This is a genomic window from Actinoplanes sp. NPDC051537 (assembly GCF_055586105.1).
Window position 1 is genome coordinate 31,784 of sequence record NZ_JBVJIU010000021.1, and the last position, 20,340, is coordinate 52,123.

The window sequence follows — 20,340 nt, forward strand, 5'->3', positions numbered from 1 at the left end:
CGCTCGCCTCGCGCTCGCCCGGCGTTCTAGCGTCGGCCCATGCGCATCCGGATCGTCGACGCCTTCACCTCCCGCCCGTTCGGTGGCAACCCGGCCGGCGTGGTCGTTCTCGAGTCCTTTCCTGACGCCGCCTGGATGCAGCGGGTGGCGGCCGAGGTGAACCTCTCCGAGACGGCGTTCGTCCACCCGCTCGGGTCCGGTTCCGATTTCGCCCTGCGGTGGTTCACGCCGGCCGTCGAGGTCGCCCTGTGCGGGCACGCGACGCTGGCCACCGCGCACGTGCTCGGCCTCGGCAAAGCGAGCTTCGAGACGCTCAGCGGCGTGCTGACGGCGACCTCGGGCGGCGACGGGTGGTACACGCTCGACTTCCCCACCGCGCCGCTGACACCGATCGAGGCGCCCTCGTGGCTGGCCGAGGTGCTCGGCGCCGAGATCGTCGCGGTGCACCACACCGGGCCGAGCACCGACGACCTGCTGGTGGAGCTGGCCGACGAGGCGACCGTGCGCGAGCTGCGCCCCGATCTCACGGCGCTCGCCCGCAAGGAGAACCGCGGCGTGGTGGTCACCGCCGCCGCAGCCGACCCGGCGGCCGGCTACGACTTCGTCTCCCGCTTCTTCGGCGCGGCGGCCGGGGTCGCGGAAGACCCGGTGACCGGCAGCGCCCACACGGCCCTCGCACCGTTCTGGTCGGCCCGGCTCGGCGGCCGCACCGAGCTGGTCGGCTACCAGGCGTCGGCGCGGGGCGGCCACGTGCGGGTCACGCTGGCCGGCGAGCGCACGTTGCTGACCGGCCAGGCCGTAACCGTCATCGACGGCGAGCTGCTCGTCTGAGCCGGCAGCCCTCCTACCGGTCCCCGCCCGGCACCCATTTGACGTCGCCGCCCGGATTGGCCGTGCGGGACAGGATGAACAGCAGGTCGGAGAGCCGGTTCAAATACTTTGCGGGCAGGTCACCCGTACGGTCGGGGTCGTCCTGGAAAAGAGCCCAGGCCGCGCGTTCCGCCCGTCGCGCCACCGTGCGCGCCACATGCAGCAGGGCCGCGCCCGGCGTCCCACCCGGCAGGATGAAGCTGTCGAGGGCCGAAAGGCGCTCGTTGAACTCGTCACACCAGCCCTCGAGCCGGGTCACGTAGTCGTCGGTGATCCGCAGCGGGGGATAGGGCGGCTCGTCGGCGATCGGGTTGCACAGGTCGGCGCCGACGTCGAAAAGATCGTTCTGCACGGCGGTGATCACGTCGCGGACGTCCTCGGGCAGGTTGCCCAGGGCCAACGCGACGCCCAGCGCGGCGTTGCACTCGTCGGTGTCGGCGTAGGCGATCAAGCGCGGATCGGTCTTGCGGACCACCTCGTTGTTGCCGAGGCGGGTCTCGCCGGCGTCGCCGGTGCGGGTGTAGATGCGGGTGAGGTGAACGGCCATGGACCCACCCTACGGAGGCGCCGCTGGGCCGCGGCCCATACCATGGCCCGCGTGGATGTGATCAGGGTGATGGGCGGCGCGCAGCTCTCCGGGGACGTCACGGTCGGCGGCGCGAAGAACTCGGCGCTCAAGCTGATGGCGGTGGCGCTGCTCGCCGAGGGGCGCAGCGTGGTGAGCAACGTTCCCCGGATCACCGACATCGCGATCATGGCGGAGGTGCTGCGCCGGCTCGGGTGCCAGGTGACGCTCGAGGGCGGCCAGGCCACCATCGACGTGCCCGCCGAGCCCGGCAGCGAGGCCGACTACGACCTGGTCCGGCGGCTGCGCGCGTCGATCTGCGTGCTCGGGCCGCTGCTGGCCCGCCGCGGGTACGTGCGCGTCGCCCTCCCCGGCGGCGACATGATCGGCTCCCGCGGGCTCGACATGCACTTCTCCGGCCTGGCCCGGATGGGCGCCGAGATCTCCGGCGAGCACGGCTTCGTGATCGCCTCGGCCCCGCACGGCCTGCGCGGCAGCAAGATCTGGCTGGACTTCCCGAGCGTGGGCGCGACCGAGAACCTGCTGATGGCGGCCGTGCTGGCGAAGGGCGTCACCGAGATCGACAACGCTGCCCGCGAGCCCGAGATCGTCGACATCTGCCAGATGCTGGTCGAGATGGGCGCCCACATCGACGGCGCCGGTTCGTCGACGCTGACGATCGAGGGCGTCCCGTCGCTGTCGCCGGTGGCGCACACCACGGTCGGGGACCGGATCGTCGGCGGCACCTGGGCGTTCGCGACGGCGATGACCCGGGGCGACGTGACGGTCCACGGGGTGCAGCCGTCGTTCCTCGACATCGCGCTGGACAAGCTGGTCACGGCGGGCGCGGTGGTCACTCCGGGCGACAACCGGTTCCACGTACGGATGGAAGACCGCCCCCGCGCGGTCGACATCGTGACGCTGCCCTACCCGGGTTTCGCCACCGACCTGCTGCCGATGGCGATCGGGCTGGCCGCGGTGGCCGAGGGCTCGTCGCTCATCACCGAGAACATCTTCGACGGCCGGTTCATGTTCGTGAACGAGATGGTCCGCCTCGGCGCCGACATCCGCACCGACGGCCACCACGCCGTGGTGAACGGCCGGGAGCGGCTGTCGGGGGCGCCGGTGCGCGCCACCGACATCCGGGCGGGAGCGGGGCTCGTGATCGCGGGGCTGTGCGCCGAAGGCGTGACCGAGGTCGGCGAGGTGCACCACATCGACCGCGGCTACCCGGATTTCGTCACCGACCTGGCCAAGCTGGGGGTCGAGGTCGAGCGGGCCGATGTGCCGGAGCCGACGTTCGATTTCTAGAGCGCCTTTTACAGGGCCGGGCTTCCGCCGACCAGGCGGCGGGCCTCTTCGACTTCCTCGGCGAAGACCAGCACCACGGTGCGGCCGTCGCGCTCCACCGCCTGCGTGGCCCGGATGCCGGCCGCGCTCAGGAGCCGCCGGATCTCGTCGGCCGCCCCCGCGTCGTCGGTGAACGCGGCCGGGGAGAGCAGGCCGTAGTCTTCCGTCTCGCCCTCGAAGTCGCGCTCTCCGAAGATCGCCAGTCCGTCGGCGTACCGGTCCACGTCCTCCCGGACGAACGTCCAATGCAGCCCCATCCGCCAGAAGACGGCGCCGAGCAGGCCGACCAGGCCGACGGCAATCAGTGGCCCGATGAGGTACCAGCCGTTGCCTGAGGCCATGCGCATAGTCTGGCACCGCGGGGCGGTCGTTTCCCCGGATTTGCCCCGATAGGGACCCTGGCCCGCGCCTGAGTTTCCGTTAAGTAACAACGGTATGGTGGGCGGCGTTGGCGTTCTCGGCGTTTGTGGGAAGGGGAAGCACATGGCGGGTCGACTCGCGGTCATCGGCTCCGGGTTGATGGGCTCCGGCATCGCGCAGGTCTCGGCGCAGGCCGGTTGGCAGGTCACGATGCGGGACGTCGATGACGCCGCGACCGGCCGGGGCATGGCGGCGATCCGGGAGTCCCTCGGGCGCTTCGCGGCCAAGGGCAAGATCACGCAGGACGAGGTCGAGGCCACCCTGTCCCGCATCACCCCGACGACCGACCTGGAGGCGGCCGCCGACGCCGACGTGGTGGTCGAGGCGATCTACGAGAAGGTCGAGGCCAAGCACGAGGTCTTCCGGGCCCTCGACAAGATCTGCAAGTCCGGCGCCGTCCTCGGCACGAACACGTCGGCCATCCCGATCACCCAGATCGCCACCGTCACCGGGCGCCCCGAGTCGGTGGTCGGCATCCACTTCTTCTCGCCGGTCCCGATGATGAAGCTGGTCGAGCTCGTCCGCGGCTACCAGACCTCGGACGACACGCTGGCGGCCGCCCGCAACTTCGCCGAGGAGGTCGGCAAGACCTGCGTCGAGGTGAAGCGCGACGTCGCCGGCTTCGTCTCGAACCGCCTCTTCTCGGCGCTGCTGGTCGAGGCGATCAAGCTGGTCGAGACGGGCGTCGTGTCGCCGGCCGACCTCGACACCGTCATGAAGCTCGGCTTCGGCCACGCCATGGGCCCGCTGGCCACGGTGGACCTGACCGGCCTCGACGTGATGCTGAACGCGGCCGGCAACATCTACCGCGACACCGCCGACGAGAAGTTCTTCCCGCCGGAGCTGCTCCAGCGCATGGTCACGGCCGGCGATCTGGGCCGCAAGACCGGCAAGGGCTTCTACACGTACTGACGCCGGATCTGTCGAATTCGGCCGCTGCCCGGGTAAATCCCCCTTACCATCGTTTTTCTGGCGAGGGGAGGCGGGATGACCCGGGCGACACCGACGCCGGAGGAGATGCAGTGGGCGCTGTCCGAGGCGAGCCACGAGGCCCTGGCCGTCGCGCCGGGCTGGTTCCGAGCGTGGCCGACGGCCGACGAGAAATGGTCGGCGGTGAACATTCGCTCGGCCACCCAGGTGATCGTCAACCACAGCCGTGAGGACGAGCGCCACCCCAACAGCTGGACGGTCCGCGCCGTCTTCGGCAATCATGCGGTCGAACTGCACGTCGGCCCGTACGACAACAAGGTCGACGCCGTGCTGGTGGCCCACGCCGTGCTGAACATCGCCTACCGCGACGTCACGCATGCCCCGCCTGTTCCCACCGTCCCGCCCGTCCCGGCGCAGTAGCTGAGCCTGTGGATGAAGGCAGAAACCTGTCATACCCGGCTGCTTGAATCGGCCCCACCCAAACACGGGTGGGGGTTGGCCTGGGGGCGACCTGCGGCTATCGGTTGCGGGCTCGGGCGGCGGGACTGGGGATGATGACGGGAAACTGTCATACCCCGCTGCTTGAATCGGCCCCACCCAAACACTCGGATTCCATGGGTCGTTGCAACACCCGATCGAAGGGGTGTTGATGATGGAGTTTGAGGTCCGGGACTTCTCGATCCGCAGCGTGGTCGGCCGTTGCTGCGGGAGCGGGCGGTTTACCTTGCCTTGGTGGCTCAGGGGATGAACTGTTTGCAGGCGGCCCGGGTGGTTGGGGTCAACCCGCGGACCGGTTAACGGTGGCGGCACGGCCCGAACCCGATCACCGTCCGGCGTGCGGTGCGGGGCCGGTATGTGAACGAGGACGAGCGGGTGCATATCGCCGACCGCAGGCGGGAACACGCGACGATCCGGCAGATCGCCGTCGAACTCGGCCGGGACCCGTCCACGGCAGCGAAATGCACCTGCACCACAAATTCACCCCGGCCACCGACATGACCGTCCACTCCTGCGACCCACACTCACCCAGGCAACGCGGCTCCAACGAAAACATCAACGGGCTGCTACGCCTGTACTTCCCGAAATCCACCGACCTGGCGGTGCACAGCCGCGACCACCTGGACGCTGTCGCCGTGCAACTCAACGGCCAGCCCCGCAAACCCTTAACTGGGACACCCCCGCCGAACGCTTCACCACCACCCTCCTCCCACCAGCCAGCTGACCAGCCATGTTGCAACGACCCCAGAATCCGCCAACACGGGTGGGGCGGCCTGGGGTGGGGCGGGACGGCGCGGGGCGGGACGAGGCGGGTGGGGCGGCGCGGCGAAGGTGGGTCTGCGTTCGACTGGGCAAACAGCTCTGGGCCGACGCTCAGGGGGTGAGCGCGACCGCTCACGCACGTCGCCCGGGTGGGGTGAGCGCTTTGGGCGCTCCGGCGCCCTGCTCGGCCCGGCCGGGTCCCGGCGGGAGCGACGTCTCGTACCCACCACCCACGCACGACATGATGAATTTGATCTTCGAATCGAGCGGGCGGAAATTGTCGTAGCCGCCCTCTACTGTCGTCGGCATGGACGATCCTGCGATCCGGGTGCGAGCGTTGCGTAAGGCCTACGACGGCAACGTCGCGGTGAGTGCGATCGATCTCGACGTGGCCTATGGCGAGGTGTTCGCGCTGCTCGGGCCCAACGGCGCGGGGAAGACGACCACTGTGGAGATTCTCGAGGGCTATCGGAAGCGCGACGGTGGCGAGGTCAGCGTGCTCGGGATCGATCCGGCGGTGGTCAACGGCGGGCGTGGGACCACCTCCGACGCGGATGCCAAACGGTGGCGCGAGCGGGTGGGCATCGTGCTGCAGGGCACGGGGGAGTTCGACGAGCTGACCGTGGCTGAGGTGGTGCGGCATTTCGCGCGGTTCTATCCGGCGGCCGACGATCCCACGGCGGTGATCGAGCGGGTCGGGCTGACCGACAAGGCGCGGGCTCGCACGCACACGCTCTCGGGTGGGCAGAAACGGCGGCTCGATGTGGCGCTCGGCATCATCGGGCGGCCCGACCTGCTGTTTCTCGACGAGCCTACGACCGGGTTCGATCCGGAGGCGCGGCGGGAGTTCTGGGCGCTGATCCGGGATCTGCAGGCGGGGGGCACGACGATCGTGCTGACCACGCACTATCTGGAGGAGGCCGAGGCGCTGGCCGATCGGGTGGGGGTGATCGCCCGGGGGCAGTTGATCGCGGTGGACACGCCGCGATCTCTGGGGCGGCGCGACTCGGCCTTGGCGACCATTTCCTGGCGTACGGCCGAGGGCGGCTGGGAGCGGACAGAGAGCGCTACGCCTACGGCCGTCGTCGCCGATCTGGCCGCGCGGTTCGACGGTGAGGTGCCGGGGCTGACCGTGACGCGGCCGACGCTCGAGGACGTCTACCTGGAGATGATCGGGGACGCGGCATGAACGGTGATCGGGTGCGTGAGGTGACCACGGTGGAGACTCGCGCGGGGCGGCGGGCGGGCGCCGTCGAGCTCGGGCGGGCGCAGGGCGGCATGGAGGTCCGGCAGTTCATGCGCAGCCGGGAGCAGGTCATGTTCACGCTGGCGTTTCCGGCGATCATGATTCTGGTGTTCGGCTCGATCTTCAGCGGCACGATCGCCGACGGGGTGAAGTTCACGCAGTACTTCGTGACCGGCATGATCGGCACGGGGCTGATGACGGCCGGCTTCCAGGCGCTCGCCATTCAGATTCCGCAGGAGCGCGATCGGGGGGTGCTGAAACGGTTCCTCGGCACGCCGATGCCGAAATGGGTGTACTTCGCGGGCAAGGTGCTGATGGTCGCGTTCATCGCGCTGCTCGAGACGGTCATCCTGCTGACCGTGGCGTCGCTGCTCTACGGCCTGAAGCTGCCCGACACGGCCGAGAAGTGGCTGACCTTCCTGTGGGTGTCGGCGCTCGGGATCACGGCGTGCACGCTGTGCGGGGTGGCGTTCTCGTCGGTCGCCCGCACCGGTCGCAGCGCGCCGGCCGTGGTCACGCCGGTGGCGCTGATCCTGCAGTTCATCTCCGGCGTCTTCTTCGTGTTCACGAGCCTGCCGACCTGGATGCAGAACGTGGCGGCCCTGTTCCCGCTGAAATGGCTGTGCCAGGGGCTGCGGTCGGTCTTTCTCCCGGAGTCGTTCGGGGCGCAGGAGCCGGGCGGGTCGTTCAACCTGCCGATGGTCGCGGCGGTGCTGGCGGGGTGGTGCGTGCTGGCCCTGATTCTGTGCCTGACCACGTTCAAGTGGACGACCAAGCGCGACGGTTAGTGGGTGGCGGCGAAGGCGAGCGACATCAGGGTGGCGGCGATCATGCCGCCGAGCAGCGTGAGGCCGATGCCGCCGATGTCGAGGCGGGCCTCGAGGCGGCGATGAGCCAGCAACGCCGCTACCGGCACGCCGGTGGACGGGGCCGCGAGGAAGGTCAGCCACCCGATGCCGCGCAGGAGCGGGCCGCCCCAGACACCCGTACCGCCGATCGTCACCAAGCCCGACGCCACCAGGCCGGCAAGGGCCGCGAACAGCGCGCCCACCAGCGGCAGCAGCGGCAGTGCCCAGCGGGGGAGCGCACGCCGGGCGGCGGGGCGGATCGTCACGTCGATGCGCGACGCCACCCGCGCCAGCAGCACGGTCGGCGCCTCAGGGCTGGGCGGCGGCGGTGTGCCGTCGGCGGGGTTGCGGGGAAGCGCGACGCGCGGCAGCGTCTCCATCGGCGCCGGCTCGGGCACCTCGCCCAGCGCCCGCACCCGCAGGCCGCGCGCCCGCCGCAGCTGGTCCCACAGCCGCTCGGCCTCGCGGTCGACGTCGAGCACCTGCGCGGCCGCCGCGCCCGCCCAGCGGTCGGCCGACAGCGCGTCGCCCTCGGCCCGGGCCAGCTCGCCCGCCGCCTGGGCCGCACTCTCCTGATAGGCCTGCTCGGCGCCGCCCAGCTCGGTCTCGCGGCGCCGGGTGGCCTCGGCCAGGGCGCTGACCATCAGCTGGTAGTCGCGGCCGATCGGCTGCCGGTCACGTGTGGTCACTGTTCACCTCGTACGGGATGATCACTTCGGGAGTGCGGTGCACCGAGCGGTCGAAGAACAGGGCCCGGCGGGTGCGCGGATACCAGGCCGGGCCGCCGGGCTGGGGATAGAGCGGGGCCAGGTCGGCGCCCTGCACGTCGAGCGCGACCCAGGCGCCGATCGGGTCGAGCCGGCTCGCCGGGCCGCCGAGGCTGTCGCGCAGCCGGGAGACCGACCGCCACCAGCCCAGGACGTGCGTGCGCTGCTCGGGGCCGTCGATGAGCAGCCGCCGCAGCGTGGCCTGGTCGGCGCCGGCGTCCAGCGCATAGCCGAGGACGTAGTGCGGGATGTCCGACGCGGCCGGCTCGGGCACGTCGTCGTACCAGTCGGCGGAGGGCAGCTCGGCGATGAGCCGCGCGGCCGCCCCGCCCGCGTCCGGGTCGAGGCAGACGACGCTGAAGCGGGCCGGACCCTGGGCGGCGAGCGACAGCGCCGCGGCCGCGAGCACGTCACACGCCTCGTCGGTGCGGGTGCCGAGGACGGCCAGGTTGCGGCCGGGCATGCGGCCGAGACGCAGGCGCGCGGGACGGGCGGCCACGTCGATCCGCTCGCCGAGCACGGCGCCTGGAGACGAGCCGACCGGCGAGTCGACGTCCGGGACCACGCCGGCGGGCCGGCAGACGGCGGGCAGGCGGGGCACGGCGTCGCCGTCGAACAGCCGGGGCTCCTCGCAGCCGTCCGGCCGCATCCGCCAGAGACGGCGCTGGAGCGTACGCCAGACGAGCCGGTCGCCGGCGTCCGGAAGCCGCACGACGACGTTGGCCCCGGGCGCGCCGGCCTCGGTGTTCACCACCGCGTGGTGCCGGGGGATGACGGCCGCGGCCAGGTTGTTCTCGGCCAGGATTCGACGGGCCTTGGGTAGCGCGATGCGCAGCGTGAACTGGCCGACCAGCCCGGTGCGGCCCCACAACGCCTCGATGCCGGAGACGTCCTGGGAGGCGAGGATCAGGTGGATGCCCTGCGAACGGCCGCGGCGGGCCAGGTCCTCGAGCAGGGTGACGGCCTCGTCGGCGACCGCGTCCCGGCCGCCGAGCAGCACCTGGAACTCGTCGATGACGGCCACTATTCGCGGCCAGGCGCCCTCGGGGTCCTCGGCCCGCAACTCGGCGAGCTTGCTGGCGTCGTGCCGCTTGGCGGCCTGCGCCCGGGTGCGCAGCTCCTCGCCGAGGTGCCGGAGCATGGCCAGGCCGAACTCGCGATCACCGTTGACGTTGATGCCGGCCAGCCGCACCTGGGGCAGCCAGCTCGGGTCGCGCGGGCCGGGCACGTACCGGGCGAAGGAGACGCCCTCCTTGAAGTCGAGCAGGTAGAGGGCCAGCTCGGCGGGGCCGTACCGGGTGGCGAGCGCGGCCAGCCAGGCGTAGATGAGGTTGGTCTTGCCGGAGCCGGACGGGCCGCCGATCAGGGCATGCGGCGGGTCGTCGCCGAGCGGCACGTCGATCAGGGTGCCGTCGGTGCTGTCGCCGATCGGGGCGTGCAGGCCCTCGGTCGAGGACTCGGCCCAGAAGGTCGCGGGCGAGAGGTCGGCGAGGCGGGCGGGCGGCGGTCCGGCGCGCATCCGCTCGGCGGTCGACCGGCAGAAGGCGGCGACCCGGTCGGTGGGCGGCGGCGGGTCGAGCCGGATCTCCAGGTCGCCGGTGACGTCGCAGGTGGCGGCCTGCTCGCCGGCGTCGATCCGCAACACGGTGGGGTGGTCTTTGAGGCGAAGACCACGAACGATCAGATGTACGCCGCAGGCGACGCCCGTGCGAGCGATCCGATCCAGCTGCGCGCGCTGGCCGTTGGTCAGCTCGTCGGCGGTGGCGGCGTCGGCGAGCAGCACGATCACCCGCCAGGGCTCCGGCCGCGGCGCGGTGCCACCGGCCGCGATGAGGTCGGCGAGCGAGGCGTGCTCGCCGGCGAGGACGGTCTCGTTGACCCGGCAGATGTGCTCGACCAGCTCGTCCAGCATCGGCCCGAGGCCGCCCGGCCCGACGAACGAGATGCCCAGCGGCGCGAACGGGGCGAGCGTGCCGCCGAGGTGCTCGGGGTCGTAGACGGTGAGCTGGATGTCGCCCGGCTTGGTGCTGCCGAGGGCGCGCAGGAGAACGCCGGTGATGACGCCGTCCACGATCGAGGCCGGGCCGGTGAGCTCGAGGTGGGCCGCGTCCAGGAACGGGACGAGCGCGGGGAGTGGGGCGGTGTCGTCGAGGGCGAGCGTGCCGATCCGCAGCAGGCCGGGGCGGCTGCCGCGCTCGGGTTCGCTGGGCGCCCACAGCCGCCAGGGCGCGCCGGCCGCCCCCACGGCGCTGAGCGCGGCCACCCGGCGGACGTTGCCGGCCAGCTTGGTGTTCTCGTACTGGAAGCGGCGCTGGATGTCGCGGCGGGCCGTGTCGCGCGCCTCGGCGAGCTGGTTCAGGCACGTCGAATACGCGTCCCGCACCAGCCGTCGCCGGGTCTGCGCCTCGCCGCGCGCCGTCTCCGCCGCGGCCAGGACGGCCCGGGCCGCGCCGCGCGCCTCGGCCAGCTCCTGCCGCACGGCGGCGACCAGCGCGTTGCGGTGGCTAGCCACTCGACCCCCGAATTTTCACGATGGGGGATTTTACCTATTTCGCCCCGAACGAAGCGATTTTGTGCTGCGTGTCGCCGCGTGGCGCGCCGAGGTTTGCCGCCTTTGTGCGAGGTGGCGCGTATGGGTGAGCAGAGCTGGGGGTGGTCGCTCGGTGAGTGCCTGGGGTGGTGGCCGCGGGTGAGTGCTTGGGCGTCGGGCCGCGGTGAGGGTGACAGTCGCGGGGGTGACGGTGGCGGTCGCGAGGGTGAGCGTGGCGGTCGCGAGATGACGGCCGCTGAGGGTGATGCTCGTGCGGCGACGGTCGCGCGGTGAGGGTGGCGGTCTCGTGTGAGGGCTCACTGATACGCGCGTGGTGGGCGGCCGACCCGCAGCTCTGCTTACCGATACGCGCGCCTCAGGCCTGGCGCGGCGGCGGGCGGCGGGCGGCGCGGTGAGGGTGGCGCGGCGAAGGTGGCGCGGCGAAGGTGGCGGTCTCGTGTGAGGGCTCACTGATATGCGCGTGGTGGGCCGCCGACCCGCAGCTCTGCTTACCGATACGCGCGCCTCAGGCCCGGCACGGCGGCGGGCGGCGGGCGGCGCGGTGACGGTGGCGGTCTCGCTTGAGGGCGGCGGGCGACGCCATGAGGGCGGCAGCCAGCGTGCGGCGCGGTGTCGGTGACGGGCGGCGCGATGTACGGCGGCAAGCCGCGCGTATTGGTGAGCAGAGCCGGGCGAGCTCGGCGGTGGGCTGCGGCTTTGAGCCGGCCGGACAGGCCCCACCCGATCAACTGGGTGGGGTCGAGTTAAGCGAATGGGTACGACAAAAACGCGTGACTATCCACAGGCGGGGCGGCGAGGACGAGGGGTCAGAACAGCGTCAGCTCGTCGCGCTCCATGCCGCGCAGTTTGTCGTAGTCGACTACCACGCAGCGGATTCCTCGGTCGGTGGCCAGGACGCGGGCCTGGGGCTTGATCTCCTGGGCGGCGAAGACGCCCTGCACGGGGGCCAGCAGCGGGTCGCGGTTCATCAGTTCCAGGTAGCGGGTCAGCTGCTCCACGCCGTCTATTTCGCCTCGGCGTTTGATCTCTACGGCTACCGATTTGCCGTTGGCGTCCTTGCAAAGGAGGTCCACGGGGCCGATCGCGGTCATGAACTCGCGGCGCACCAGGGTCCAGCCGGGGCCGAACGTCTCGGGCAGGGCCGCCAGCAGCTCCTGGAGGTGCGCCTCCACGCCGTCCTTCTGCAGGCCGGGGTCGACGCCCAGGTCGTACGACGTGTCCTGGAAGATTTCCTCGAGGGTGATCCGCAGCTCCTCGCCCGCCTTGTTCACCACCTTCCAGACGCCCTCCGCCTCCTGCAGCTTGCAGGGTGGGCTCATCCAGTTCAGTGGCTTGTAGGCGCGGTCGTCGGCGTGAATGGACACCGAGCCGTCGGCCTTGACCATCAGCAGCCGGGTGGCGAGGGGCAGGTGGGCGGACAGCCGGCCGACGTAGTCGACGGAGCACTTCGCGATGACCAGACGCACCGGACGACAGTAGCGGAACCGGCGGGACTCGCGTGCGGGTGCCATCCTGGAGTCGTGCTCGAAGCGTTGACCGGTACCGGCCTCGCGGCATCCGCCGGCTTGAATGCCTATATCCCCCTCATGGTGATGGGCCTGCTGGCCCGCTACACCGACATGATCAATCTGCCCAGCGGCTGGTCGTGGCTGTCCAACGGCTGGGTGCTGCTGATCCTCGCCGTACTGCTGGCCGTCGAGGTCGTGGCGGACAAGGTGCCGGTGGTCGACCACCTGAACGACGTGGTGCAGACCGTCGTGCGGCCGACCGCGGGCGGTCTCGCGTTCGGGGCCGGCTCGGCCTCGCAGACCGTGACGGTGAGCGACCCGGGGTCGTTCTTCGGCTCACACCAATGGGTGCCGGTCGCGGCCGGCGTGCTCATCGCGCTCTGCGTGCACGGCGTCAAGGCGGCGGCCCGCCCGGTGGTGAACGTCAGCACGGCCGGCTTCGGCGCGCCGGTGGCCTCCACGATCGAAGACATCGGCAGCGTGCTGATGTCGATTCTGGCCATCCTCATGCCGGTGTTGGTCCTGGTCGGACTCGGTTTGCTGATCTGGGGCGCGGTCGCGGTGGCGCGCCGGCGCAAACGCAAGCGGGCCCTCGCGGCTTCCGGTTCGGGTCACCCGTTTGGTTGACTGCTCGGGTGCCCGCGATCGCCGTGCCCGTCTTCGCCCTTTCGTGGTGGGCGGCCTGCTACCTGATCGGACGTGATCCGGCCCGCGCGCCTCTGGTTCGCGCGGCCGCGGCGCTCGCCGCGTACGGGATCGGGGTCGTCGCCTGGACCATCGCGCCCGGATCGGCCACCGCCGAGATTCTGCTCTGCGTGCCCGCGCTGTTCTGGGCCGGCACCGCGGTCGCCCTGCTGCCCCGCATGCTGCCGGAGCGCCGCCAGATCAACCTCGGCTGGATGATCGCCGCCGGGCCGTTCCTGGTCATGGCGATCGTGCTGCCCTCGCCCGGGCGTCTCGTCGTGCTCGCGCCGCTGGCCGGCGGCATCGTGCTGCTCTGGCGGTTCCGCGATCAGGTGCAGCCGACCATCCTGCCGTCGGCGATGGCGGTGGTGGCGGCGCTCTACGCGGCCGGGCTCGCCGTGCTGCTGCTTCCGGTCGAGCTGGGCGCGCCCGTGCTCGTGGTGGTGGCGATCGGCGTCGACCTGATGATGCTGGCGTTCCTGGTGGCCGTCGGCGACGCGCTCGACGTGGGCGAGCGGCTGCGGCCCGACCTGATTCGCTCGCTGACCGCCGCGCTCATCGGGGTGCTGACGATCGGGGCGCCGGCCGCGATCACCCTGCTCACGGTCGACGGCACGGCGGTGATCGTTCTTCAGTTCGTGCTGGTCGCGATGGTGATGACCGGCATCGGGCTGATCGGGCACCTGCGCCGGGCGTTCGACGCGATCGCGTTCCGGCACGACGCGCGGCTGCGGCAGGACCGCGCGGCGCTGCTCCGGCTGGCCGACTCGCTGCCCCGGCGCCGCCAGCGGCACCGGCTGATCACTACCGGGCAGGAGGACTTCCTGCGCTTCACCCGGCAGGCGCTGGACAACTACGGACGGTTGGGACGGCTCATGCGCAGCCCGCTCACCGACCTGCCGGCGGTCGACCGGCGGCTCACCGGCCTGACCATCGAGCAGCCGCTGGCGCGGGCGATGGAGCTGCGGGCGGTGCTGGCGGAGAGCGTCGATCGGTTGCGCCCGGCCGGCGCCTTCGGGACGACGGACGAGTGGCGGCATTACAACGCGTTGTACTTCTGCTCGGTGCTCGACCTCAACCCGTACGAGCGAAGGCTCCGCACCGACGGCCTGGATCGGGAGACGCGGTTGGCGCTGGCCTGGATGCGCCGGTACGTGCCCCGCCGCAAGCTGCGCCGATGGCAGGAGGAGGGCGCCTCGATCGTGGCCCGCCGGCTGTGGGATGAGCTGACGCGCGCCGATCCGCGCTGGCTGACCCGCGTCCGGGCGCGCTAGCAAACTCAGCGGGTGGCGCTCAGCTCGACGCGGTCGGTGGCGGTGGTGCCGGCCAGGTAGGCGCGGGCGCCGACCCCGCCGACCACGGCCTGGGTCAGCACGGTCAGCCAGGACAGCGGGTGGCCCTGGGCGATCTCGACCAGGGCGGGCAGGCCGAGCAGCAGCGCGTCGGGGCCGATCGCCGCGTTGACCAGCGGGCCGGTCGAGACGGTGCCCATCGGGGTGTCGAGCGGCAGCAACTCGTTGCGGACGAAGCCGACCCGGGCACGCCGGACGGCCGCGACCGCGCCCACCGGGCCGAGGGCCAGGCCGAGCGCCCACCACGGGCCGGCCGGCAGGTCGTCCAGGGCCTCGAGCAGGCCCAGCGCCAGGGCCGACCAGATCGCGGCGAGGGCGCCGGGCACCCACATGCGCTGGAGGACCGCCTGGCGGGAGCTGAGGCCGAGCATGCGCAGCAGCACCGGGTTGCCGGCGTCGGTCTTGACGTTGCCGCCCGAGGTCGAGCCGGCCAGCAGCGCGCCGATCAGGATGGCGATGCCGGTGAGGGCGCCGGGCGCGTCGGCGAGCAGCACCGGCAGGGCCGCGGCCAGCGCCAGCCACAGCACCCGGCGCCGGCGGCGGGCCACGAGCAGCAGGTCCTGGGTGACCAGAACCGGCAGCCGCGCCGGGAAGCGGATCGACCGCAGTTTGCGCCGCGCCCAGTAGCGCCGCTCGATCATGTCGGTGAGGAACGACGGCTCCATGCCGAACGCCGTGTCGAACAGGGTGCCCGCGGTCTTGGCCGCTTCCAGGATCCGTTCGTTCGGCGTGCGCGCGAGTCCTCGTACGGCCAATGCGAACAGGAACGCCACGACCAGCGCGAACGCGCCCACCACCGGAAGCAGCGTGGTGGCCGGCGGCCACCCACCGACCGCGACCGCATCGCCCGAGGTCGCGTCCGTGACCAGCCCGGCCAGCCCGGCCGCGAGCAGCAGCGAGACCACCGCGTCGACCCGCTCGCCCCACCGGCCGCCGGCCTGTGCCGCCAAAGCCACCAGCAGCAGCGCGATGCCGGCCAGGCCGGCGCCGGAGCCGAGCAGGGCGATCGCGGAACCGCCCAGCGTGCGCGGCGCCGCGTGCCCGACGATCGCGAGGCCGGCCAGCGCGCCGATCACCGCCGCCGCGATCGCGGTGAGCCGCAGCGACGGCAGCAGCAGCCGGCGACGGCTCACCGGCGCCGGCAGCAGCCAGGAGGCCGCCGGACGGCTCAGCGCCAGCGGGCCGAACCGCCGCAACGCCAGGTAGAGCAGGCCGAACAGGACCGGGACCAGGGAGGCGGCAACCAGGCGGGACGCGTTCGGCGCGGTCGGCCAGAAGACGACGGCGAGCTGCTTGTGCACCATGCCGCCGACCACGGCCACGAAGAGCAGGGCGAAGTAGATGTTGCCGGCGGTGGCGCCGCGCTCGCGATGGGCCGACTGCCGCCGGCCGATCCAGCGCCGGACCGGAGCGAGCGGGACCACGGCCGCGGTCATACCAAGGACTCCATGGTGGTGACCTCCGCGCCCGAGGCCGCCGCGAACTTGTCGTCGTGGCTGGCCATCAGCAGCGAGCCGCCGTCGGCCACGTAGGTGGCGAGCAGCGCGGCGACCTCCTCCCGGCCCTCGGGGTCGAGGCGCTGCTCGGGCTCGTCGAGGATCAACAGCGAGCTGGGCCGTACGAGCGCGACGGCGAGCGTGAGCCGCTGCTTCTGGCCCGAGGACAGCTGCGGCGGGATCGCGTCGGCGTGCCCGGCCAGTCCCAGACGCTCGAGCGCCTCGTCGATGCCGGCCTCCTCGGGGTCCTGCCCGTGGGCGCGGCAGACCAGCTCGGCGTGCTCGCGGACGGTGAGTCCCGGGTACCAGGTCGGCGGCTCGACCGTGGTGACCACGGCCCGCCAGAACTCGGGCGTGGCGCCGGGCGTGCCGCCGAAGACCCGGATCTCCCCCTCGTCGGGCTGCTGGAGGCTGCTCACGCAGCGCAGCAGGGTGGACTTGCCGATGCCGTTCTCGCCGGTCACGCAGACGCCGCCGCCGGACGGCACGATGAGCGAGACGCCGACCAGCACCGGCGTCGAGCCGTAGCTGACGTGCAGGCCCTCGACCTCCACGGCGGGGTGATCTACCACCCGGACAGCTTACGATCGGCGCCCGTAGAGCAGGCGCACGGCCTTGACAATCTGCGCGACCTGGGCCGGCGTGCGCTCGAACGTCGTCGACGGGAGCAGCGACCGGCCGCGCCGGACCGTGATCGCCTTGGGCCGGGCGAACTCGCGCAGGCCGTCCTCGCCGTGGATGCGGCCGAAGCCGGAGTCGCCGACGCCGCCGAACGGCAGGTTGCCCATGCCGACGAAGGTGAGCGTCGAGTTGACCGCGACCATGCCCGAGCGCAGCCGGCGGGCGATGCGGACCGCGTTCTTCTTGCCGAAGACCGAGCCGCCCAGGCCGTACTTCGACTCGTTGGCCAGGCGCACGGCCTCGTCGGCGTCGGCGACCTTGGTGATGGTCAGCGTCGGGCCGAACGTCTCCTCGCGGATCTCGGTCGAGTCGCCGGGCACGTCCACGAGCACGGTCGGGGCGACGTACGGCGGCTGGACCGCATCGGACCCGCCCAGCACCGCCTTGCCACCCTTGGCCAGCGCGTCTTCGATGTGCTCGCGGATGATGTCGATCTGCCGCGGCATGGTGATCGGGCCGATCTCCTCGCCGGTGCGCAGCTTGCCCGCCTTGGCGACGATCTCCTTGACCAACTGGTCGTAGACGGGCGCCACCGCGTACACCCGCTCGATGCCGATGCAGGTCTGCCCGGCGTTGGTCATCCCGCCCCAGACCGCGGCCTCGGCGGCGGCCGTGATGTCGGCGTCGGCGTCGACGATCATGGCGTCCTTGCCGCCGGCCTCGATCACCACCGGGACCAGGTTTTCGGCGCAGGCCGCCATCACCTTCTTGGCGGTGGCGGTCGAGCCGGTGAACGCCATCTTGTTGGCCCCCGAGCGGCACAGCGCGGCGCCGACGTCGCCGAGGCCGTGCACCGCCTGCAGGACCGGCCGCTCGGGCACCACCTCGGCGAACGTGTCGACCAGCCACTGGCCGACGATCGGCGTGTACTCGCTGGGCTTGAAGACGACGGCGTTACCGGCCGCGAGGGCGCCGCTGATCGGGCCCACCGGCGTGACGATCGGGTAGTTCCAGGGGCCGATCACGCCGACCACGCCGAACGGCTGGTACTCCAGGTGACCGCTGTGCTCGGCGACCAGCAGGCGGGTCCGGGTGCGGCGGGGGCCGAGCACGCGCTTGGCGTGGTGCGCGGCCCAGTCGATGTGCTCGATCGCGGCGACCGCCTCGACGGTCGCGTCCGCGTTCGGCTTGCCGGTCTCGAGGCTGGTCAGCTGGGCCAGCTCCTCGATCCGCTGGACGATCAGCGAGCGCCAGCGCAGGAGCCGGGCCTTGCGGCCGTCGTAGCCGAGGCCCTGCCACCAGAGGGCGGCCTCGCGGGCGATTTCGACGGCCTTCAGGACAGAAGCAGAATCGGCGGCCGGTACGCGACCTGCTTCGGCGCCGGTGGCGGGGTTGGTCGAGATCAGCACGCCGTCTTCGATCACCGGCACGCCGGGAACGCGAGTAGCCGTCATGTCGGGAGTCTACGGCGATTGTTACCGGCCAGTCACTACGTACTCTTGATTCCGTGCCGCGCCGTAATCATCCCCGCCGTCGAGCCGACGACACGCCCACGCCACTGACCGACGAACGGGTCCGCAAGGGCGTCGAGGGCGTCCAGCAATGGCGGGACGGCGAGTGGATGGTTCGGTCGATATTCGGCGGATCGGCCGCGAAGACGTACCGCTGCCCGGGGTGCATGCAGGAGATCCGCCCCGGCGTCGCGCACGTGGTGGCGTGGCCGGTGGACGGCTCGGGCGATCTCACCGACCGCCGGCACTGGCATACGGGATGCTGGAGGGCGCGTGACCGGCGCGGCCCCGGGGTGGAGCGCTCGCGCAACGCGCCCAGGTATGGATAAGCCATCCAACCGCCCCGCCCGCCGCCCAAGAAAGGACTGAAGGCCTTCTTCATGAGCAACAACCGGATCCGTGCCAACTCGATCCTTCCGGCCCGCCGGGAGGACATCGAGCTGCACACCGCCGATGGCCTCACCCTGGTCGGCGAGCTGGCCCGCCCGCTCGACCGCGACCCGGTCGCCACGCTGGTCTGCCTGCACCCGCTGCCCACGCACGGCGGCATGATGGACAGTCACGTCTTCCGCAAGGCGGCGTGGCGGCTGCCGGCGCTGGCCGGCATCGCCGTGCTGCGCTTCAACACGCGCGGCACGAGCAGCGTGCGGGGAACCTCGGAGGGCGCCTTCGACGGCGCGGCCGGGGAGAAGTACGACGTGGCCGCCGCCATAGAATTTGCTGATTTTTCCGAATTGCCGAACATCTGGCTGCTCGGCTGGTCCTTCGGCACCGACCTGACGCTGATGCATGGCCTCGACCCGGCCGTCGCGGGCGCCATCCTGCTGTCGCCCCCACTGCGGTTCTCGGAGCCGGAGCACCTGGAGGCCTGGGCCGACAGCGGCAAGCCGCTCACGGCGATCATCCCGGAGTTCGACGATTACCTGCGGCCGGAGGCGGCCGCCGCGAAATTCGGCGATAAAGCCGAACTCGTCGCGATAAAAGGGGCGAAACACCTCTGGGTCGGCGACGCCGAGACGGTCCTGGACGAGGTCGTGAAGCGGGTCGCACCCGAAACCACGACCCCGCTGCCGAGGACGTGGGACGGCCCGATGGAGAGCGGCGACATGAACGCGTACGCCGACCGCACCGTCGCCGCCTTCTCCGACGTGCCCGTCCCCGGCCCTCTGCTCAGCGACTCTGCTGACTCGGCACCACGACCTCGCGAACGATGAGCTGAATCGCGGCCACCATCGGGATCGCCACCAGCGCGCCGATCACGCCGAACAACGCCACCCCGAGCAGCGCCGCGACCACGGCCGCGACGTCACTGACCTTCACCGACCGGCGCATCACGTTCGGATAGATCAGGTAGTTCTCGACCTGCTGGTAGACGATGAAGAACGCCACGCAGACGATGCCGGCGGTGAGCGAGGACGCGAAGCCGACCAGGCTCACGATGATGGCGCCGAGGGTGGCGCCGATCTGCGGGATGAGGTCGCAGATGGCGACCACCACGGCCAGTGCGAACGGGTAGGCGAGTCCGAGGATCATGGCGAGCACGAAGGAGCTGGCGCCGGCCACCACGGCGATCGCGAGCGCGCCCACCATGTACGCGCCGACCTTGGTCAGGATCTCGTCGGTGAGCAGCCGCACCCGGTTGCGCCGGGACGCCGGCACCAGCGAGTAGGCCGACTCGCGCAGCCGGTCGAACGTCGCCATGAAGTAGATCGTCAGGACCAGCACGGTGAGCGTGTTGAAGATCGTTCCGAAGATCAGCTTGGTGCCGCCCACGACCCCGCCGACCGCGTTGCCGACCGTGCCCGCGTTGACCGCGCTGGTGACCTTCTGCATGATGTCGTAGCGCTCGACCAGGTCGTTGATGGTCTTGTTGCGCTGCAACTGCTGGAGGTAGTCGGGCACGTTGTGGATCAGCTCGTTGGTCTGCGTGACCAGCGGCGGGATCAGCGCCGCGATGCCGCCGACCAGCAGCCCGAGGACCACCAGCGCCACGATCGCGACCGCGGCGCCGCGAGGCAGGCCCCACTTGCGCAGCCGGGTGACGGCCGGGTTGAGGCCGATCGCCAGGAACATCGCGATGAAGATCAGCACGAGGATCGACGCCGCGTTGCGAAGACCCAGGAAGATGGCGTACGCGAGGATGACGCCCAGCCCACCGAGCAGCCCGATCATGAACGGGTTGCGCCGGTCGAGGGGCGGCCCGGGCTGGCCGAACTTCCCCTCCTGCTCGGCCCTCTCGACCGCGTCGTCGACCGGCCCACCTTGGGACGGCGCAGCTTGGGAAGGCACAGCGTCGGACGGCACCGCGCCAGCGGTCTGATCGTCTACGGTCACCGGGGATTTCCTCACGCCGATTGATAT

21 protein-coding genes and 1 pseudogene are annotated in these 20,340 nt (G+C 71.6%); 12 read left to right on the forward strand and 10 right to left on the reverse strand.

Features of this window, described 5'->3' with window-relative positions; all coding sequences use genetic code 11:
- Positions 1–39: 39 nt before the first annotated feature.
- On the forward strand, positions 40–831 hold the full coding sequence (locus ACZ6TB_RS39585) for a PhzF family phenazine biosynthesis protein (RefSeq protein WP_465563940.1): 792 nt from the start codon (positions 40–42) through the stop codon (positions 829–831).
- A gap of 13 nt (positions 832–844) precedes the next feature.
- Here ACZ6TB_RS39585 and ACZ6TB_RS39590 read toward each other — a convergent pair whose 3' ends face one another.
- Positions 845–1,417 carry a cob(I)yrinic acid a,c-diamide adenosyltransferase gene (locus ACZ6TB_RS39590; RefSeq protein WP_465563943.1) on the reverse strand — a complete coding sequence of 191 codons (573 nt, stop codon included), beginning with the start codon at positions 1,415–1,417 and terminating at the stop codon, positions 845–847.
- 42 nt (positions 1,418–1,459) lie between these two features.
- Between ACZ6TB_RS39590 and murA the strand changes: the two genes are divergently transcribed.
- Positions 1,460–2,746 (forward strand): UDP-N-acetylglucosamine 1-carboxyvinyltransferase, encoded by a 1,287-nt coding sequence (murA, locus tag ACZ6TB_RS39595; RefSeq protein ID WP_465563946.1) that lies wholly within the window; start codon positions 1,460–1,462, stop codon positions 2,744–2,746.
- 8 nt (positions 2,747–2,754) lie between these two features.
- Here the strand turns inward: murA and ACZ6TB_RS39600 are convergent, their stop codons facing one another.
- Positions 2,755–3,126, reverse strand: coding sequence for a hypothetical protein (locus tag ACZ6TB_RS39600; RefSeq protein WP_465563949.1), 372 nt, complete (start codon positions 3,124–3,126; stop codon positions 2,755–2,757).
- Positions 3,127–3,268: 142 nt separating this feature from the next.
- Here ACZ6TB_RS39600 and ACZ6TB_RS39605 point away from each other — a divergent pair, with 142 nt between their 5' ends.
- From ACZ6TB_RS39605 to ACZ6TB_RS39620, 4 genes and pseudogenes are all read left to right on the forward strand, one after another.
- Positions 3,269–4,117 carry a 3-hydroxyacyl-CoA dehydrogenase family protein gene (locus tag ACZ6TB_RS39605; protein ID WP_465563952.1) on the forward strand — a complete coding sequence of 283 codons (849 nt, stop codon included), beginning with the start codon at positions 3,269–3,271 and terminating at the stop codon, positions 4,115–4,117.
- 75 nt (positions 4,118–4,192) lie between these two features.
- Positions 4,193–4,555 (forward strand): hypothetical protein, encoded by a 363-nt coding sequence (locus ACZ6TB_RS39610; RefSeq protein ID WP_465563955.1) that lies wholly within the window; start codon positions 4,193–4,195, stop codon positions 4,553–4,555.
- Positions 4,556–5,008: 453 nt separating this feature from the next.
- A complete protein-coding gene (locus ACZ6TB_RS39615; protein WP_465564295.1) occupies positions 5,009–5,134 on the forward strand; it encodes a hypothetical protein in 126 nt (41 codons plus the stop codon).
- A pseudogene (locus tag ACZ6TB_RS39620) lies at positions 5,086–5,357 on the forward strand (IS30 family transposase); the annotation flags it as partial. The gene ACZ6TB_RS39615 and the pseudogene ACZ6TB_RS39620, both read left to right, overlap by 49 nt.
- A 170-nt stretch (positions 5,358–5,527) precedes the next feature.
- Here the strand turns inward: ACZ6TB_RS39620 and ACZ6TB_RS39625 are convergent.
- Complete coding sequence (locus tag ACZ6TB_RS39625; protein ID WP_465563958.1) at positions 5,528–5,704, reverse strand: hypothetical protein; 177 nt, start codon at positions 5,702–5,704, stop codon at positions 5,528–5,530.
- Between ACZ6TB_RS39625 and ACZ6TB_RS39630 the strand changes: the two genes are divergently transcribed.
- Entirely contained in the window at positions 5,703–6,584 is an 882-nt protein-coding gene (locus ACZ6TB_RS39630) for an ABC transporter ATP-binding protein (protein ID WP_465563961.1), read from the forward strand. The genes ACZ6TB_RS39625 and ACZ6TB_RS39630 overlap by 2 nt on opposite strands.
- On the forward strand, positions 6,581–7,429 hold the full coding sequence (locus ACZ6TB_RS39635) for an ABC transporter permease (protein WP_465563963.1): 849 nt from the start codon (positions 6,581–6,583) through the stop codon (positions 7,427–7,429). Before ACZ6TB_RS39630 ends, ACZ6TB_RS39635 begins: the two co-directional genes overlap by 4 nt.
- Here the strand turns inward: ACZ6TB_RS39635 and ACZ6TB_RS39640 are convergent.
- The 3 genes from ACZ6TB_RS39640 to nucS form a co-directional block, all read right to left on the reverse strand.
- Positions 7,426–8,178 carry a hypothetical protein gene (locus ACZ6TB_RS39640; protein WP_465563966.1) on the reverse strand — a complete coding sequence of 251 codons (753 nt, stop codon included), beginning with the start codon at positions 8,176–8,178 and terminating at the stop codon, positions 7,426–7,428. The two genes, ACZ6TB_RS39635 and ACZ6TB_RS39640, sit on opposite strands and share 4 nt — an antisense overlap.
- Positions 8,165–10,768, reverse strand: coding sequence for an FtsK/SpoIIIE domain-containing protein (locus ACZ6TB_RS39645; RefSeq protein WP_465563969.1), 2,604 nt, complete (start codon positions 10,766–10,768; stop codon positions 8,165–8,167). The genes ACZ6TB_RS39640 and ACZ6TB_RS39645 overlap by 14 nt, the downstream gene beginning before the upstream one ends.
- Before the next feature lie 845 nt (positions 10,769–11,613).
- Positions 11,614–12,273, reverse strand: a complete 660-nt coding sequence (gene nucS / locus ACZ6TB_RS39650; RefSeq protein ID WP_465563972.1) for an endonuclease NucS — start codon at positions 12,271–12,273, stop codon at positions 11,614–11,616.
- Positions 12,274–12,327: 54 nt separating this feature from the next.
- On the opposite strand from nucS, the gene ACZ6TB_RS39655 reads away from it, so the two are divergent.
- Positions 12,328–12,942, forward strand: coding sequence for a DUF4126 domain-containing protein (locus ACZ6TB_RS39655; RefSeq protein WP_465563973.1), 615 nt, complete (start codon positions 12,328–12,330; stop codon positions 12,940–12,942).
- Between the two features lie 8 nt (positions 12,943–12,950).
- On the forward strand, positions 12,951–14,273 hold the full coding sequence (locus tag ACZ6TB_RS39660; RefSeq protein ID WP_465563976.1) for a hypothetical protein: 1,323 nt from the start codon (positions 12,951–12,953) through the stop codon (positions 14,271–14,273).
- Between the two features lie 5 nt (positions 14,274–14,278).
- Here ACZ6TB_RS39660 and ACZ6TB_RS39665 read toward each other — a convergent pair whose 3' ends face one another.
- Genes ACZ6TB_RS39665 through ACZ6TB_RS39675 form a run of 3 tightly spaced genes read right to left on the reverse strand, consistent with a single transcriptional unit; the run spans position 14,279 to position 17,922 of the window.
- Complete coding sequence (locus ACZ6TB_RS39665) at positions 14,279–15,787, reverse strand: DUF6297 family protein (protein WP_465563978.1); 1,509 nt, start codon at positions 15,785–15,787, stop codon at positions 14,279–14,281.
- The gene (locus ACZ6TB_RS39670) at positions 15,784–16,419 is read right to left on the reverse strand and encodes an ABC transporter ATP-binding protein (protein WP_465563981.1); all 636 of its coding nucleotides are present in this window, start codon (positions 16,417–16,419) and stop codon (positions 15,784–15,786) included. The genes ACZ6TB_RS39665 and ACZ6TB_RS39670 overlap by 4 nt, the downstream gene beginning before the upstream one ends.
- Positions 16,420–16,428: 9 nt before the next feature.
- A complete protein-coding gene (locus tag ACZ6TB_RS39675) occupies positions 16,429–17,922 on the reverse strand; it encodes an aldehyde dehydrogenase family protein (RefSeq protein ID WP_465563984.1) in 1,494 nt (497 codons plus the stop codon).
- A gap of 53 nt (positions 17,923–17,975) precedes the next feature.
- Here ACZ6TB_RS39675 and ACZ6TB_RS39680 point away from each other — a divergent pair, with 53 nt between their 5' ends.
- Both ACZ6TB_RS39680 and ACZ6TB_RS39685 read left to right on the forward strand, forming a co-directional pair.
- Entirely contained in the window at positions 17,976–18,308 is a 333-nt protein-coding gene (locus tag ACZ6TB_RS39680) for a hypothetical protein (RefSeq protein WP_465563987.1), read from the forward strand.
- A 51-nt stretch (positions 18,309–18,359) separates the two neighbouring features.
- Positions 18,360–19,193 carry an alpha/beta hydrolase gene (locus ACZ6TB_RS39685; RefSeq protein WP_465563990.1) on the forward strand — a complete coding sequence of 278 codons (834 nt, stop codon included), beginning with the start codon at positions 18,360–18,362 and terminating at the stop codon, positions 19,191–19,193.
- Here ACZ6TB_RS39685 and ACZ6TB_RS39690 read toward each other — a convergent pair.
- Complete coding sequence (locus ACZ6TB_RS39690; RefSeq protein WP_465564298.1) at positions 19,150–20,283, reverse strand: AI-2E family transporter; 1,134 nt, start codon at positions 20,281–20,283, stop codon at positions 19,150–19,152. The two genes, ACZ6TB_RS39685 and ACZ6TB_RS39690, sit on opposite strands and share 44 nt — an antisense overlap.
- Positions 20,284–20,340 lie beyond the last annotated feature (57 nt).